General features: G+C 67.1%; 15 protein-coding genes. 14 read left to right on the forward strand and 1 reads right to left on the reverse strand.

The window, feature by feature from the left end:
* The 10 genes from AC3XYG_RS00005 to AC3XYG_RS00050 form a co-directional block, all read left to right on the forward strand.
* On the forward strand, positions 1 to 743 hold a 743-nt coding region (locus tag AC3XYG_RS00005; RefSeq protein ID WP_489137759.1), incomplete at its 5' end, for a proton-conducting transporter membrane subunit.
* A gap of 9 nt (positions 744 to 752) precedes the next feature.
* A complete protein-coding gene (locus AC3XYG_RS00010; RefSeq protein ID WP_489137760.1) occupies positions 753 to 2273 on the forward strand; it encodes an NADH-quinone oxidoreductase subunit M in 1521 nt (506 codons plus the stop codon).
* Positions 2274 to 2291: 18 nt separating this feature from the next.
* Positions 2292 to 3746, forward strand: coding sequence for an NADH-quinone oxidoreductase subunit NuoN (gene nuoN / locus AC3XYG_RS00015; protein ID WP_489137761.1), 1455 nt, complete (start codon positions 2292 to 2294; stop codon positions 3744 to 3746).
* Positions 3746 to 4489, forward strand: coding sequence for a biotin--[acetyl-CoA-carboxylase] ligase (locus AC3XYG_RS00020; RefSeq protein WP_489137762.1), 744 nt, complete (start codon positions 3746 to 3748; stop codon positions 4487 to 4489). The genes nuoN and AC3XYG_RS00020 overlap by 1 nt, the downstream gene beginning before the upstream one ends.
* 1 nt (position 4490) lies before the next feature.
* On the forward strand, positions 4491 to 5276 hold the full coding sequence (locus tag AC3XYG_RS00025) for a type III pantothenate kinase (protein WP_489137763.1): 786 nt from the start codon (positions 4491 to 4493) through the stop codon (positions 5274 to 5276).
* On the forward strand, positions 5273 to 6970 hold the full coding sequence (locus AC3XYG_RS00030) for a ribonuclease J (RefSeq protein ID WP_489137764.1): 1698 nt from the start codon (positions 5273 to 5275) through the stop codon (positions 6968 to 6970). The genes AC3XYG_RS00025 and AC3XYG_RS00030 overlap by 4 nt, the downstream gene beginning before the upstream one ends.
* 158 nt (positions 6971 to 7128) lie before the next feature.
* A complete protein-coding gene (gene mce / locus AC3XYG_RS00035; RefSeq protein ID WP_489137765.1) occupies positions 7129 to 7533 on the forward strand; it encodes a methylmalonyl-CoA epimerase in 405 nt (134 codons plus the stop codon).
* A 17-nt stretch (positions 7534 to 7550) separates the two neighbouring features.
* The gene (locus tag AC3XYG_RS00040; RefSeq protein ID WP_489137766.1) at positions 7551 to 8150 is read left to right on the forward strand and encodes a hypothetical protein; all 600 of its coding nucleotides are present in this window, start codon (positions 7551 to 7553) and stop codon (positions 8148 to 8150) included.
* A 101-nt stretch (positions 8151 to 8251) separates the two neighbouring features.
* A complete protein-coding gene (locus tag AC3XYG_RS00045) occupies positions 8252 to 8518 on the forward strand; it encodes a DUF1467 family protein (protein WP_489137767.1) in 267 nt (88 codons plus the stop codon).
* The gene (locus AC3XYG_RS00050; protein ID WP_489137768.1) at positions 8497 to 9081 is read left to right on the forward strand and encodes a DNA-3-methyladenine glycosylase I; all 585 of its coding nucleotides are present in this window, start codon (positions 8497 to 8499) and stop codon (positions 9079 to 9081) included. The genes AC3XYG_RS00045 and AC3XYG_RS00050 overlap by 22 nt, the downstream gene beginning before the upstream one ends.
* Positions 9082 to 9335: 254 nt before the next feature.
* Here AC3XYG_RS00050 and AC3XYG_RS00055 read toward each other — a convergent pair whose 3' ends face one another.
* Positions 9336 to 10625 carry an NCS2 family permease gene (locus tag AC3XYG_RS00055; protein ID WP_489137769.1) on the reverse strand — a complete coding sequence of 430 codons (1290 nt, stop codon included), beginning with the start codon at positions 10623 to 10625 and terminating at the stop codon, positions 9336 to 9338.
* A gap of 143 nt (positions 10626 to 10768) precedes the next feature.
* Between AC3XYG_RS00055 and proS the strand changes: the two genes are divergently transcribed.
* From proS to AC3XYG_RS00075, 4 genes are all read left to right on the forward strand, one after another.
* Complete coding sequence (gene proS, locus AC3XYG_RS00060; RefSeq protein WP_489137770.1) at positions 10769 to 12082, forward strand: proline--tRNA ligase; 1314 nt, start codon at positions 10769 to 10771, stop codon at positions 12080 to 12082.
* Between the two features lie 183 nt (positions 12083 to 12265).
* Complete coding sequence (locus tag AC3XYG_RS00065) at positions 12266 to 13537, forward strand: lipoprotein-releasing ABC transporter permease subunit (RefSeq protein WP_489137771.1); 1272 nt, start codon at positions 12266 to 12268, stop codon at positions 13535 to 13537.
* A gap of 7 nt (positions 13538 to 13544) precedes the next feature.
* Entirely contained in the window at positions 13545 to 14237 is a 693-nt protein-coding gene (locus AC3XYG_RS00070) for an ABC transporter ATP-binding protein (RefSeq protein WP_489137772.1), read from the forward strand.
* A gap of 10 nt (positions 14238 to 14247) precedes the next feature.
* A partial coding sequence (locus tag AC3XYG_RS00075) for an ABC transporter permease (RefSeq protein ID WP_489137773.1) occupies positions 14248 to 15285 on the forward strand: 1038 nt, incomplete at its 3' end.

Raw genomic sequence — 15285 nt, forward strand, 5'->3', positions numbered from 1 at the left:
CCGGCTTCTACTCCAAGGACATGATCCTGGAGGCAGCCTGGAGCGCCCACACCGGCGTCGGCGCCTTCGCCTACTGGCTCGGCGTCGCCGCCGCGCTGATGACCGCCTTCTACAGCGGCCGCCTCCTGTTCTTGACCTTCCACGGCAAGCCGCGCGCCGACCATCACACGATGGACCACGTGCATGAATCGCCGCCGGTCATGCTGATCCCGCTGATCGTGCTGTCGGTCGGTGCCGTGCTGGCCGGCCTGATCGGCTACGATGTCTTCGTCGGCGAGGGGCGCGAGAGCTTCTGGCGCGAGGCGATCCTGGTGCTGCACAGCCAGGACAGCATCGAGGCGGCGCATCACAGCCCGGAATGGGTTGGCCTGCTGCCGCTGATCGCCGGCCTGATCGGTCTGGCCGCGTCCTGGCTGTTCTACATCAGGATGCCGTCGCTGCCGGGTGCCATCGCCGGCGCGTTCAAGCCGCTGTACCAGCTGTTCTTCCGCAAATGGTACTTCGACGAGATCTACGCGGCGCTGCTGGTCCGCCCGGCCTTCGTCATCGGCCGCGCCCTGTGGAAGGGCGGCGACGGGGCGATCATCGATCGCCTCGGCCCGGACGGCATCGCCGCCACCTCCGTCGGCATCTCGCGCAGGGCCAGCCGGCTCGAAAGCGGGTATGTCTACCACTATGCCTTCGTCATGGTGATCGGCGTGGTCGCGCTGGTCTCCTGGTACGTCTTCGGCGGCCGGATGTGAGCACGACCCATGGGTAACTGGCCGATCCTCTCCCTCGTCACCTTCCTGCCGCTGGTGGGCGCAGGTCTCATCCTGCTGCTCGCCCGCGGCACGGAGGCCGCCGTGGCCGCCACCGCGCGCTGGGTGGCGCTGTGGACCACGCTCGTCACCTTCGCCCTGGCGGTCGCCGTCTGGCTCGGCTTCGACAACTCCGTCGTCGGCTTCCAGATGGAAGAGAAGCTGGCGTGGTTCCCGGACCTCAACATCTCCTACCACATGGGCGTCGACGGCATTTCCGTGCTGTTCATCGTCCTGTCGGCCTTCCTGATGCCGATCTGCATCCTCGCCAGCTGGGAGAGCATCCACAGCCGGGTGAAGGAGTACATGGTCTCGTTCCTGATCCTCGAGACCATGATGATCGGCATGTTCAGCGCGCTCGACTACGTGCTGTTCTACGTCTTCTTCGAAGGCGTGCTGATCCCGATGTTCGTCATCATCGGCATCTGGGGATCGGGCCCGCGCCGCATCTACGCCGCCTTCAAGCTGTTCCTGTTCACCCTGCTCGGCTCGGTGCTGATGCTGGTGGCGCTGCTGGCGATGTACGTCCAGGCCGGCACCACCGACATCCCGACGCTGCTGGCCACCCATTACGGCTACAACATGCAGGTGTGGCTATGGCTGGCCATGTTCGCCTCCTTCGCGGTGAAGGTGCCGATGTGGCCGGTGCACACCTGGCTGCCTGACGCCCACGTGGAAGCGCCGACCGCCGGGTCGGTGATCCTGGCCGGCGTGCTGCTGAAGATGGGCGGCTACGGCTTCCTGCGCTTCTCGATCCCGATGCTGCCGGATGCGACGGCGCTGCTGACGCCGCTGGTCTACGGCCTGTCGATCGTCGCGGTCATCTACACCTCCCTCGTCGCCTTGGCGCAGGAGGACATGAAGAAGATGATCGCCTATTCCTCGATCGCGCATATGGGCTTCGTCACCGCCGGCATGTTCTCGCTGACCAAGCAGGGCATGGAAGGCTCGATCCTCCAGATGCTCAGCCACGGCGTGGTCTCCTCGGCGCTCTTCCTCTGCGTCGGCGTGGTCTATGACCGGCTGCACACCCGCGAGATCGCGCGCTACGGCGGCCTGGCGACCAACATGCCGAAATACGCCGTGTTCTTCATGATCATGCTGCTCGGTTCGGTCGGCCTGCCCGGCACCTCGGGCTTCGTCGGCGAATTCATGATCATGCTGGGCATCTTCCAGGCCAACACCTGGGCCGGCGTTCTGGTCGCGACCGGCCTGATCCTGGGCGCCACTTACATGCTGCTGCTGTACCGCAAGGTCATCTTCGGCGAGATCACCCGCGACGATGTGCGGACGATGAAGGATCTCAGCCCGCGCGAGATCGCGATCTTCGTGCCGCTGGTGATCGTCGTGTTCTGGATGGGTATCTACCCGTCCAGTTTCCTGAACGTGATGTCGGTCTCGGTCGACCATCTGATCACCCAATACCACGCTGATCTCGGCCAGTCGGCCGCGGTTGCCGTGGCCGTCCGCTGAGCCGGGGATCCGATCGCCATGGTGTCTTTTCCCGATCTGATGCCGGCCCTGCCGGAAATCTTCCTGGCCTGCGCCGCCATGGCGCTGCTGCTGATCGGCGTGTTTCTCGGTGAGAAATCGACCCGCATCGTCGCGTCGCTGGCGGTGCTGTCCTTCATCATCACCGGCGCGCTGCTGCTGATGGGCCACTCCGGCCGGGTGGTGACCTTCAACGGCATGTTCGTCGCGGACGGCTTCGCCGTGTTCATGAAGATCCTGGTGCTGGTCGGCTCATCGCTCGCCCTGATCATGTCGCTCGACTACCTCGAGCATGAGAACATGTCGCGCTTCGAGTACCCGGTGCTGTTCGTGCTGGCGACGCTCGGCATGCTGCTGATGATCAGCGCCAACAACCTGATCTCGCTGTATCTCGGCCTGGAGTTGCAGAGCCTGGCGCTCTACGTCGTCGCCGCCTTCAACCGGGATTCGGAGCGGTCGAGCGAGGCCGGGCTGAAGTACTTCGTCCTCGGCGCGCTGTCGTCGGGCATGCTGCTCTACGGCGCCTCGCTGGTGTACGGCTTCGCTGGCACCACCAGCTTCGACGGGCTGGCCCAGATGTTCGGGGCCGGGCAGGGCGCGGGCATGGGCGTCATCATCGGCGTCGTCTTCATCTGCGCCGGCCTGGCCTTCAAGATCTCGGCCGTGCCGTTCCACATGTGGACGCCCGACGTCTATGAGGGCGCGCCGACCCCGGTCACCGCCTTCTTCGCGGTGGCGCCCAAGGTCGCAGCCATGGCGCTGTTCGTCCGCGTGCTGGTCGAACCGTTCGGCCACCTGACCGCCCAGTGGCAGCAGATCATCATCGTCACCTCGGCGCTGTCGATGATCCTCGGCGCCTTCGCCGCGATCGCGCAGACCAGCTTCAAGCGGCTGATGGCCTATTCCTCGATCGGCCATGTCGGCTTCGCCCTGCTGGGCCTCGCCGCCGGCACGCCGGACGGGATCACCGCCGTCATCGTCTATCTCTCGATCTATGTCGCCATGAGCATCGGCACCTTCGCCGTGATCCTGTCGATGCGGGTCGAGGGCCGCGCGGTCGAGGGCATCCAGGACCTGGCCGGCCTCGGCAAGTCCAACCCGGGCGTCGCCTTTGCCCTGGTCATCATGATGTTCTCGATGGCCGGCATCCCGCCGCTGGCCGGGTTCTTCGCCAAGCTCTACGTGTTCCGCGCCGTGATCGCCCAGGGCACCACCGGCTTCATCGTCCTCGCCGTCATCGGCGTGCTGTCCAGCGTGGTGTCGGCCTATTACTACCTGCGCGTCATCCGGGTGATGTACTTCGAGGATCCGAAGATCGCCTTCGACAAGCCCGACGGCGCGGCGCTGCCGTCGATCCTGGCGGTCGCGACCCTGTTCATCGTCTTCTTCTGGATCCTGCCGGCGCCGCTGACCGGCGCGGCCCAGGCGGCTGCGGCCAGCCTGTTCGGAGGGTGATGACAGTTTCCCTTCCGCAAGGCTGGCGGCTCGACGCCCGCGAAAGCGTCGGCAGCACCAATGACGAAGCCCGCACGCTCGCAGCGGCGGGCGCCGGCCACGGCACCATCGTCTGGGCCCGGCGGCAGGAAACGGGCCGCGGCCGACGCGGGCGCGGCTGGGCTTCGCCGCCCGGAAATCTCTACTGTTCCACCATCCTGCGGCCGGATTTGCCTTTTGTCCGCGCCGGGGAACTGACCTTCGTCGTCGGCGTCGCCCTGGCCGATGCGGCGGCGAGCTTCGGGGTCGACCCGAAGCTGAAATGGCCGAATGACCTGCAGATCGCCGGCGACAAGCTCGCCGGCATTTTGCTGGAGGCCACGGTGGCGCCGGACAAGACGGTCGACTGGATCGTCGCCGGCACCGGCATGAATATCGCGCACCACCCGCAGCTGGCCGACTATCACGCCACCAGCCTGCATGCGTCCGGCGCGCCCGACGCCACGGTCGAGGCGGTGCTGGCGCGTTACGCCGAGGCGCTCGACCGCCGTCTGGCGGAATGGCGCGACCACGGCTTCGACGCCATCCGTGCCGCCTGGCTGGAACGGGCGATCGGCCTCGGCGCCCGCATCACGGTGCGGCTGGAGACCGAGACGCTGGAGGGCGTGTTCGAGCAGATCGATCCGACCGGCGCTCTGGTCTTGCGCAGCGAGGGCGGGCGGCGGAACATCACCGCAGGCGACGTTTTCTTCGGGAGGGGCTGAGATGCTTCTCGCCATCGATGCGGGCAACACCAACATCGTCTTCGCGGTGTTCGATGGCACCCAGCAGAAGGGCCAGTGGCGGATCGCCACCGACAGCCGCCGCACCTCCGACGAATACGCCGTGTGGCTGGTGTCGCTGATGGCGATGCGCGGCCTGCGGCCGATCGACGTCACCCGCTCGATCCTGTCCAGCGTGGTGCCGGCCGCCACCTTCAACCTCGCCAAGCTGTGCCGCGACCACTTCGGCACCGACCCGATGCGGGTCGGCGACCCCGACGTCCATCTCGGCATCCGCAACCTGCTGCTGAACCCGCGTGAGGCCGGGGCCGACCGCCTGGTCAACGCGGTGTCGGCCGGCGCCGCCTACAAGCCGCCGCTGATCGTCGTCGACATCGGCACCGGCACCACCTTCGACGTGGTCAATGCCGATGGCGATTTCGTCGGCGGCATCATCGCCCCGGGCCCGCAGCTGGCGCTCGACGCCCTGCACAAGGTCGCGGCCCAGCTGCCCAAGGTCGAGATCGTCCGGCCGGAGCATGTGATCGGCCACGGCACCATCACCGCGATGCAGTCCGGCATGTTCTGGGGCTATCTCAGCATGATCGAAGGACTGCTGACGCGCATCAAGGCGGAGCTGTCGCCGACCGGCACGCCCCCCGTCACCGTGATCACCACGGGCGGCCTTGGTAGCGTTTTCGCTCAGGCGACCCATATGATCGATCATATCGACAGCGAACTGACCCTGCGCGGACTGCGCCTTATCTACGAGCGAAACACGACAGCATGACTTTCTCCCCCGCGGCCAGCACCTCCCGTCCTTCAATTTCGGTGCCCGACGACGCCCTGTACTTCCTGCCGCTCGGCGGTGCCGGCGAGATCGGGATGAACATGTATCTGTATGGCCATGACGGCCATTGGCTGATGGTCGATTGCGGGGTCACCTTCGCCGATGATTCCGTGCCGGGCGTCGACCTGATCGTGCCCGATCCGGCCTTCATCGAACGGCGGCGCGACGCGCTGGTCGGCATGGTCATCACCCATGCGCATGAGGACCATATCGGAGCCGTCACCCAGCTCTGGACCGATCTGCGCTGCCCGATCTACGCCACGCCCTTCACCGCCGCGGTGCTGCGCATCAAGCTGCGCGAAACCGATTTCGCCGACCAGGTGAAGATCATCGAAGTGCCGCTGGGCGGCGATGTCCAGATCGGCCCGTTCGGCGTCGGCTTCATCACCATGACCCATTCGGTGCCGGAGCCGAGCGCGCTGGTGATCCGCACCAAGCACGGCAACATCGTCCACACCGGCGACTGGAAGCTGGACCCGTCGCCGCAGATCGGCGCGCCCTATGACGAGGCCAAGCTGCGCCGCCTGGGCGACGAGGGCGTGGTCGCGGTCATGGGCGACAGCACCAATGCGCTGACCCCCGGCCGCTCGGGGTCGGAAGAGGAGGTCCGCGAGGGCCTCGCCCGCGTCATCGCGGCCCAGCCGAACCGGGTCGTCGTCACCTGCTTCTCCTCCAACGTCGCCCGCATCCACAGTGTCGTGCTGGCGGCGCAGGCGGCGGGCCGGCATTGCGCCCTGGTCGGCCGGTCCCTGTGGAAGATCATGGAGGCGGCGCAGAGCACCGGCTGCATGACCAAGCTGCCGGAGCCGTTCATCCGCGAGGACCAGTTCGGCTACATCCCGCGCGACAAGATCGTGCTGATCTGCACCGGCAGCCAGGGCGAGCCGCGCTCGGCCCTGTCACGCATCGCCGCCGACAGCCACCCGCACATCACGCTGGAGGCCGGCGACACGGTGATCTTCTCGGCCCGCGAGATCCCGGGCAACGAGAAGGCGATCGGCCGGGTGCAGAACGCGCTGGTGGCGCAGGGCGTCACCCTGCTGACCCCGGATGACGAGATGGTGCATTGCTCCGGCCATCCCGCGCGGGACGAGCTGGTGTCGCTGTACCAGTGGCTGAAGCCACAGATCGTGATCCCGGTGCATGGCGAAGAGCGGCACATGCAGGCCCATGCGGCGCTGGCGCGCGATTGCCAGGTGTCGCAGACCCTGGTGCCGCACAACGGCGCCCTGATCCGCCTGGCGCCCGGCCCGGCCGAGATCGTCGACAATGTCGAGCATGGCCGCCTGGCGCTGGACGGGCACCATCTGGTGCCGCTGGATGGCGAGGCGATCCGCGATCGGCAGCGCATCATCCACAACGGCGCCGCGGTCATCACCTTGGTGCTCGACCGCGACGGCCGGCTGGCCGCCGACCCGAGGGTGGCGCTGCTGGGCATCGAGGACGCCGAGGACCTGGCCGAGAGCGAGGCCGAGGTGGCGGAGGAGGTGCGCGGCGCCATCCAGAATCTGCCGCGGGCCCAGCGCAACGACGATTCGGCGATCAGCGAGACGGCCCGGGTGACCGTGCGGCGCACGATCCGCAGCTGGCACGGCAAGAAGCCGGTGACCGAGGTGCATCTGATCCGGCTGTAAGGGACGAGGGCGGCCGGCTGGCGCTCCGGCCTTCCTTTCGCTGTCATTGCCGGGCTTGACCCGGCAATCCAGAGACTGTCGACATCCTCTGGATGCCCGGATCAAGTCCGGGCATGACGGGTGTGGGATGAAGCAACAGCCATGCAGGAGGACACAGCATGATCGGCCGGCTCAACCATGTCGCCATCGCGGTGCCCGATCTGGCGGCGGCCGCCCTGCTGTATGGCGAGACCCTGGGGGCGGAGGTGTCGCCGCCGCTCGACCTGCCGGAGCACGGCGTGACCACGATCTTCGTCGTGCTGCCGAACACCAAGATCGAACTGCTGCACCCGCTGGGCGCCGACTCGCCGATCGCGAGATTCCTGGAGCGCAACCCGAAGGGTGGCATCCATCATCTCTGCTACGAGGTCGACGACATCCGCGCCGCCCGTGACCGGCTGGTGGCGGCGGGGTTGCGGGTGCTGGGCGACGGCGAGCCAAGGATCGGCGCCCATGGCAAGCCGGTGCTGTTCCTGCACCCGGCCGACCTCGCCGGCACCCTGACCGAGATCGAGCAGGTCTAATCTGCCGTTCCGGTGCGTTGATCGGCAGATGCCGCGGGCGTACCGTCGAAGGCCCAGCAACATCCTTGAGCGCGATCTTGGATCCAGCCCTTCAACGCCATCTTCTGCGTGGCGAGCGCGTGTTGTGGAGCGGCCGTCCCGGTCAAGGCATCCTGTTCCAGCCGAACGATACCTATCTGATTCCCTTCAGCCTGGCGTGGGGAGGCTTCGCGCTGTTCTGGAACCTGTCGGTCTGGAGCACCGGCGCGCCCCTCACATTCCGCCTCTTCGGCCTGCCGTTCCTGGTCATGGGCCTGTATTTCGTTGCCGGACGCTTCGTGCATGACGCGATGATCCGGCGGCACCAGCTCTACGCCGTGACCGACCGACGGGTTCTGTCCGTCACGGAGGGGCGGTCCACCGTGCTGCGGTCGCTCGATGTCGATCAGCTTCCGACCCTGGAATTGCGGGAGCGGCCGGACGGCAGCGGGACGATCCGGTTCGGGCTGGCGGCGATCAACCCCACCGGCCGCATGGGATTCAGCCAGATCGTTCCTGCCCTGGATTCACGGGTGCAGTTCTTGGAGATCGGCCGGGTTCGCGACGTCTACGCGCTGCTTCAGCGGCCGGAATCCTAGGCTGCGTCGGGGGCCCGGCGGCCGGCCATGACGAAAAGACCCATGTCTCCCGGCGGCCGGGGAGGGTAAGCAGGGCGGGAGATTGTTCCGGAGAGCGTGATATGGGCCTGGTCAGCGGCATCGTCGTCTTCACCATCATCTGGTGGACCGTGATCTTCATGGTGCTGCCCTTCGGCGTGCGGCCTGAGGTCGACGACGTGCAGCCGGGCCACCAGGTCGGGGCGCCGGCCAATCCGCGGCTGTGGCGCAAGGTGCTGATCACCACCGGCATCAGCATCGTGCTATGGATCGTGATCGACATCATGATCACCGAGAACGTGTTCTCCTTCCGCGATTGGGCCGAGACATGGACGTCGTCGCAGCAGTGAACGATCCGGTGCCGGAGAAGAGCTATTGCTCCTTCGCCGGCAGCGATCCGCTCCACAAGGCCTATCACGACACCGAATACGGCTTTCCTGCCCGTGACGATGCGGTGCTGTTCGAACGGCTGATCCTGGAGATCAACCAGGCCGGCCTGTCCTGGGGCCTGATGCTGAAGAAGCGCGAGGGCTTCGCCCGGGCCTATGCCGGCTACGACATCGACAAGGTCGCGGCGTTCGGCGAGGCCGACCGGGCGCGGCTGCTGGCCGATGCCGGCATCGTCCGCAACCGGCTGAAGGTTGATGCCGCGATCGACAATGCCCGGCGGCTGCAGGCGATCCGCGCCAGCCATGGCAGCTTCGCCGCCTGGCTCGACGCTCACCATCCGCTGACCAAGGCGGAGTGGGTGAAGCTGTTCAAGCAGACCTTCCGCTTCACCGGCGGCGAGATCGTCAACGAATTTCTGATGAGTCTGGGCTATCTGCGCGGCACCCACCACGCCGGCTGCCCGGTCTATGCCGAGATCCTGAAGCTGGATCCGCCCTGGCGGCGGGGCACTGGGCCCTCATAGGCGAGAGTCCGGGTCAGGCCGTGACGTGAAACTACGCACACGTGTTCATGCATAAAAAAACGGCAGGGCCGAAGCACCTGCCGTTTGAAAATCTGTCTTTTTTGTTGCATCCGGCGGACTTGAGTCCACCGACACCCCCGACAGTTTCCTCCCTAAACTCGGGCCTGCCCTTTTCGATTCTTCTTGGTCAGGCGGGCCGGAACATAGCGAGGAATAACGGGGCTGTCACGCAGAATCGCATGCCCCCTATGCGGTCAGATCAGGGCGAATTTCACGACGAACAGAATGGCCAGAATCGCCACCGCCGGATGGATGTCGCGCACCCGGCCGGCGAGCAGCTTGATGGCGGCATAGGTGATGAAGCCGAAGGCAATTCCGTCCGCGATTGAGTACGTCAGAGGCATCGCCAGCGCGCAGACCACGGCGGGCACGAATTCGGTCACGTCCTCCCAGTCGATCTCGGCCAGGCCGCGCACCATCAGGCAGGCGACGAACAGCAGGGCAGGGGCGGTGGCGAAGGCCGGGATGCTGGTGGCCAGCGGCGCCAGGAACAGGCTCAGCAGGAACAGGATCGCGACCACCACCGCGGTTAGGCCGGTGCGGCCGCCGGCATTCACCCCGGCCGCGCTTTCGATATAGCTGGTGACGGTCGAGGTGCCGATCGCCGAGCCCAGGCAGGCCATGGTGCTGTCGGCCAAGAGCGCCTTGCGCAGCCGCGGCAACCGACCCTGTTCGTCGAGCAGCCCGGCGCGATGGGCGACGCCGATCAGTGTGCCGGCATTGTCGAATAGGTCGACGAAGAAGAAGGCGAAGACGATGCTGACCAGCCCGACATGCACCGCGCCTGAGAGATCGAGCTGCAGGAAGGTCGGGGCCAGCGACGGCGGCAGGGCGACGACGCCGTTGAACTGGGACACGCCCAGCAGGATGCCGGCGACAGTGACGCCCAGGATGGCGATGATGATGGCACCGGTGACCCGCAGCGCCACCAGCGCCACCATGACGACGAAGCCGATCGTGGCCAGGATGGTCGGCAGCGCGTGCAGGTCGCCGAGGCCGACCATGGTGGCCGGGTTGGCGACGACCACCTTGGCGTTCTGCAGCGCGATGATGCCGAGGAACAGGCCGATGCCGGCCGAGATCGCCATCTTCAGCGAGCGCGGGATGCTGTTCACGATCGCTTCCCGGATCGGCAGGATGCTGACGATCAGGAACAGGATGCCGGACAGGAACACGGCGCCCAGCGCCACCTGCCAGGAATAGCCCATCTGGCCGACCACGGTGTAGGCGAAGTAGGCGTTCAGCCCCATGCCCGGTGCCATGGCGATCGGGTAGTTGGCGTACAGCCCCATGAACAGCGATGCGGCGGCGGATGCCAGGCAGGTGGCGACGAACACCGCCCCGTGATCCATGCCCGTCGTGGCCAGGATCTGCGGGTTGACGAAGATGATGTAGGCCATCGTCAGGAATGTGGTCACGCCGGCGAGCACCTCGGTGCGCACGGTGGTGCCGTGTTCGGACAGTCCGAACAGCCGTTCGAGCATGATATTGAACCTCCAGTTCCACGCTTTGCGGCGAGTATCGGGAGATTCCGGAAGTCGCGGAACCCTGAATGGACAGGCCGCCGGTCCTTCCCTAAAGTCGCGCGCCTGTCTGTTTCAATCCGGTCCTAACGGAAGCCCGCTCGATGCGCCTGTCCCAGTTCTTCATGCCCACCCTCAAGGAGAATCCGAGCGAGGCGCAGATCGTGTCGCATCGGCTGATGCTGCGCGCCGGCATGGTCCGGCAGGAGGCGGCCGGCATCTATGCGTGGCTGCCGCTGGGCTATCGGGTGCTGAAGAAGATCGAGCAGGTGGTGCGCGAGGAGCAGGACCGCTTCGGTTGCCAGGAACTGCTGATGCCGACGATCCAGCCGGCCGATCTGTGGCGCGAGAGCGGCCGCTACGACGATTACGGCAAGGAGATGCTGCGCATCCGCGACCGGCACGATCGCGACATGCTGTTCGGCCCGACCAATGAGGAGATGATCACCGACATCTTCCGGTCGTCGGTGAAAAGCTACAAGCAGCTGCCGCAGCTGCTGTACCACATCCAGTGGAAGTTTCGGGACGAGGTGCGCCCCCGCTTCGGCGTGATGCGCGGCCGCGAATTCCTGATGAAGGACGCGTACAGCTTCGACATCGACTACGAGTCCGCGCGGAAGTCGTACAACAAGTTCTTCGTCTGCTACCTCAACACCTTCGCCCGCCTCGGGCTGAAGGCGGTGCCGGTCAAGGCCGACACCGGGCCGATCGGCGGCGACCTGAGCCATGAATTCCAGATCCTGGCCGAGACCGGCGAAAGCCAGGTCTATGTCGACCCGCGCGTGCTGGAGCTGGACACCGAGGCGCAGCAGCTCGGCCCCGATGATGACCTCGCCGGCTTCGTCGACCGCGTGACCGGCCTGTACGCCGCGGCGGACGAGATGCACGACCCGGCGAAATGCCCGATCCCGGAATCGGAGCTGCAGACCCGGCGCGGCATCGAGGTCGGCCACATCTTCTATTTCGGCACCAAGTATTCCGCCGCGATGAACGCCCAGGTGGCCGGGCCGGACGGGACCCCGCGGCCGGTCGAGATGGGCAGCTACGGCATCGGCGTGTCACGGTTGGTCGGCGCCATCATCGAGGCCAGCCATGACGAGGCCGGCATCATCTGGCCGGATTCGGTGGCGCCGTTCGATGTCGGCCTGATCAACCTGAAGCCGGGCGACGCCGCCTGCGATGCGGCTTGCCAGGATCTGTACCAGCGCTTCCAGGCCGCCGGCCTCGACCCGCTCTATGACGACCGCGACGAGCGGGCCGGGGCCAAGTTCGCCCAGATGGACCTGATCGGCCTGCCCTGGCAGGTGGTGGTCGGGCCGCGCGGCGCCGCGTCCGGTGTGGCCGAGATCAAGCGCCGGGCCACCGGCGAGAAGATCGAGCTGGCGTTCGATGCCGTGGTGGCGCGGATCAAAGGCTGAGGCAGCCTTGCTGGGCTTTAAGGGGCCGTCTTTATGAAGAGAAGAAAGCTGTCATTGCCGGGCTTGACCCGGCAATCCAGAGGATGTCGACAGTCTCTGGATGCCCGGATCAAGTCCGGGCATGACAGTCTGGGGTCTATGGCTCTTCTTCCGTCAATGGCCTGATCGGGCCCGGACCCCCCCATGTTCAACGCCTTCGAACGGACCGTCGCCTTCCGCTATCTGCGGGCCCGCAGGGCGGAAGGCTTCATTTCCGTGATCGCCGGCTTCTCGCTGCTGGGCATCCTGCTCGGCGTGGCGACGCTGATCATCGTCATGTCCGTCATGAACGGATTCCGCGGCCAGTTGGTGCAGCGGGTGCTCGGCCTCGACGCGCATCTCGTGGTCAGCGCCCCGGCCGGCGCCGGCGTGCCGGATTACGGCCCGCTGGCCGACAAGCTGCGGCAGGTGCCGGGCGTGCTGCGGGTGTCGCCCACCATCGAGGATCAGGCGCTGGTCAGCCGGGAGGGCGGCTTCAGCGGCGCGTCCTTCGCCCAGGGCGCGCCGGCATCGGTGCGTGGGGTCGAGCCGGCGGATTTCCTGTCGCGGCCGGCGATCGCCCGCTCCCTGCTGATCGACAAGCCGGAAGATTTCGCCGGCACCGACGTGATCGCCATCGGCAGCGGCCTGGCCGGCCAGTTCGGCGTCCGCCTGGGCGACGAGCTGACGCTGATCACGCCGCGCTTCAACCGCACGGCCTTCGGCTCGGTGCCGCGGAGCAAGACCTATACCATCGCCGCCATCTTCAACACCGGCCTGCAGGAGGTCGATTCCCTGGCCGTCTACATGCCGCTGGAGGCCGCGCAGCAGCTGTATCAGATGAAGGACCAGGTCGGTGGGCTCGACCTGTTTGTCGCCGAGCCCGAGAACATCGACGGCGTGCGTGCTTTGGTGACCCAGGCGGTCGGGCCTAGTCTCAAGATATCGGACTGGCGCGAGGCCAACGCCACGGTGTTCACCGCGCTGCAGATCGAACGCAACGTGATGTTCATCATCCTGGCGCTGATCATCCTGGTGGCGGCGTTCAACATCGTCTCCAGCCTGGTCATGCTGGTGAAGGACAAGGGCGGCGACATCGCCATCCTGCGCACCATGGGCGCCTCTCGCGGCGCCATCCTGCGCATCTTTTTCCTGACCGGCGCCACCATCGGCGTGGTCGGCACGCTGGTCGGCATGGTCCTCGGCGTCGCGCTCGCCGCCAATGTCGATGCCATCCGCAACTGGCTGCAGAGCATGCTGGGCCCCGAGACCTTCGCCGCCGAGTTCGACTTCCTCAGCCAGCTGCCGGCGCAGATCGACACCGGCCAGGTGGTCGGGGTCTGCGCCCTTGCCCTCGGGCTGACCTTCCTGGCCTCGATCTTCCCGGCGTGGCGGGCGGCGCGGCTCGATCCGGTGGAGGCCCTGCGCTATGAGTGACCCCAGCATGACGCCTCTCGCGACTTCAGACGTGCTGCGCCTCGAAGACATCCGCCGCAGCTTCCAGCAGGGCGAAACCCGGCTCGACGTGCTGCGCGGCGCCGCGCTGTCGATCGCGGCGGGCGAGATCGTGGCCCTGGTCGGGCCCAGCGGCGCCGGCAAGTCGACCCTGCTGCACATCGCCGGGCTGCTGGAGCGACCGGATGGCGGCACCATCACCATCGCCGGCCAGCGCTGCGACGGCCTGGGCGACGGGCCGCGCACGGCGCTGCGCCGCACCGCCATCGGCTTCGTCTACCAGTTCCATCACCTGCTGCCGGAATTCAGCGCGATCGAGAACGTGGTCCTGCCGCAGATGATCGCCGGCCAGCCGCGCGCCGCCGCCCGCCAGCGGGGGCGGGACCTGCTGGGCCGTGTCGGCCTGGCCGCCCGGCTGGACCACCGCCCGGCCCAGCTGTCGGGCGGCGAACAGCAGCGCGTCGCCATCGCCCGCGCCCTGGCCAACGCCCCCCGGGTGCTGATCGCCGACGAACCGACCGGCAATCTCGACCACACCACGTCGGAGGGGGTGTTCGAGATGCTGGTGGACATCGTGCGCTCGACCGGCGTCGGTGCCCTGATCGCCACGCACAACCTCGACCTGGCCGAACGGATGGACCGGGTGGTGGAAATGCGCGACGGCATCCTCATCGCCCATTGAGGGCCCGCGCATGTTCAACGCCTTCGAGCGTACCGTCGCCTTCCGCTACCTGCGCGCCCGCCGCAAGCAGGGCTTCGTCTCGCTGATCGCCGGCTTTTCGTTGGCCGGCATCGTGGTCGGCGTCGCCACGCTGATCACCGTCACCTCCGTGATGAACGGCTTCCGCAGCGAGCTGCTGGCCCGGTTCCTCGGCCTCAACGCCCATGTCAGCGTCAGCGCCCTGGGCAGCCGCGAGATCGAGGACTACGAGCCGGTGGCCGGGCGGCTGCGCGGCGTCGACGGCGTCATCCAGGTGCTGCCGGTGATCCAGGGCATGGCGCTGGCCACCGGCAAGGGCTCGGCCGGGGTCCAGATCCGCGGCGAGCGGCCGGAGGATTTTCTGGCGCGCCCGCTGATCGCCCGCGGCCTGAAGATCCAGTCGCCCGGCGCATTCACCGGCACCGACGCGCTGGCGATCGGCCAGGCGCTGGCGGACAAGCTGGGCGTCGGCATCGGCGACCGCGTCACCCTGCTGACCCCGCGGCCGCCACCGGCCGAGGGACAGGCCCAGGGGCCGGGCGGGGCCGGGCCGAAGACCAAGGCCTTCACCGTGGTCGCCATCTTCGACGCCGGCCTGTACGAATTCGACTCTGGCGTAGCGGCAATGCCGCTCGAAGCCGCGCAAGCCTTCCTCGACATGGGCCATGGGGTCAGCCGGCTCGACGTGCTGGTGCGCGACCCCGACCATATCGCGGCGATCGGTGCCCAGCTGCAGCAGGCGGCGGGCAGCGGCTTCCGCTTCTTCGACTGGCGGCAGGCCCTGTCCGGCTTTCTCGACATCGTCGAGGGCCAGCGCAACGTGATCTTCGTGATCCTGTCGATGATCGTGCTGGTGGCGGCGTTCAACATCATCTCCAGCCTGATCATGCTGGTGAAGGACAAGGGGGCGGACATCGCCATCCTGCGCACCATGGGCGCCTCGCGCGGCGCCATCCTGCGCATCTTCCTGCTGACCGGCGCGGTCATCGGCGTGGTCGGCACGCTGGTCGGCCTCGGCCTCGGCGTCGCC

The sequence above is a fragment of the Inquilinus sp. genome (assembly GCF_057815775.1).

Coding starts and splice junctions, on each gene's coding strand:
- AC3XYG_RS00010 (WP_489137760.1), top strand. CDS start 753: ATGGGTAACTGGCCGATCCTCTCCCTCGTCACCTTCCTGCCGCTGGTG.
- nuoN (WP_489137761.1), top strand. CDS start 2,292: ATGGTGTCTTTTCCCGATCTGATGCCGGCCCTGCCGGAAATCTTCCTG.
- AC3XYG_RS00020 (WP_489137762.1), top strand. CDS start 3,746: ATGACAGTTTCCCTTCCGCAAGGCTGGCGGCTCGACGCCCGCGAAAGC.
- AC3XYG_RS00025 (WP_489137763.1), top strand. CDS start 4,491: ATGCTTCTCGCCATCGATGCGGGCAACACCAACATCGTCTTCGCGGTG.
- AC3XYG_RS00030 (WP_489137764.1), top strand. CDS start 5,273: ATGACTTTCTCCCCCGCGGCCAGCACCTCCCGTCCTTCAATTTCGGTG.
- mce (WP_489137765.1), top strand. CDS start 7,129: ATGATCGGCCGGCTCAACCATGTCGCCATCGCGGTGCCCGATCTGGCG.
- AC3XYG_RS00045 (WP_489137767.1), top strand. CDS start 8,252: ATGGGCCTGGTCAGCGGCATCGTCGTCTTCACCATCATCTGGTGGACC.
- AC3XYG_RS00050 (WP_489137768.1), top strand. CDS start 8,497: ATGGACGTCGTCGCAGCAGTGAACGATCCGGTGCCGGAGAAGAGCTAT.
- AC3XYG_RS00055 (WP_489137769.1), bottom strand. CDS start 10,625: ATGCTCGAACGGCTGTTCGGACTGTCCGAACACGGCACCACCGTGCGC.
- proS (WP_489137770.1), top strand. CDS start 10,769: ATGCGCCTGTCCCAGTTCTTCATGCCCACCCTCAAGGAGAATCCGAGC.
- AC3XYG_RS00065 (WP_489137771.1), top strand. CDS start 12,266: ATGTTCAACGCCTTCGAACGGACCGTCGCCTTCCGCTATCTGCGGGCC.
- AC3XYG_RS00070 (WP_489137772.1), top strand. CDS start 13,545: ATGACGCCTCTCGCGACTTCAGACGTGCTGCGCCTCGAAGACATCCGC.